The following is a 233-nucleotide window of genomic DNA, read 5'->3' on the forward strand; positions in this document are numbered from 1 at the left end:
GGCAAGCCCCGATGACCCGCGCCTGCCCTGGCCCCGGGCTCACCGCCTGCAGCTGTGCGATGAGCATCTGGCGCTCAAGCGCCAAGCCCTTGCCGCCCATGCCAGCCAGTTGCAGCCCGATGGTGATCGCCCCCCGGTTGTGCCAGAACAGCTGCAGGCTTGTCTGTTGCAACCATTCGAGCTGATCTTTCTGTCAACGGAGGCAACATGAGCCTGGACGCACAGTACTTCGC

At 64.4% G+C, this 233-nt stretch carries 1 pseudogene; it reads left to right on the forward strand.

The window, feature by feature from the left end:
• A pseudogene (locus SB765_RS34040) lies at positions 1–211 on the forward strand (PIG-L family deacetylase); the annotation flags it as partial.
• Positions 212–233: the final 22 nt, after the last annotated feature.

The organism is Pseudomonas sp. SIMBA_067, assembly GCF_046534675.1.
Lineage (GTDB): Bacteria > Pseudomonadota > Gammaproteobacteria > Pseudomonadales > Pseudomonadaceae > Aquipseudomonas > Aquipseudomonas putida.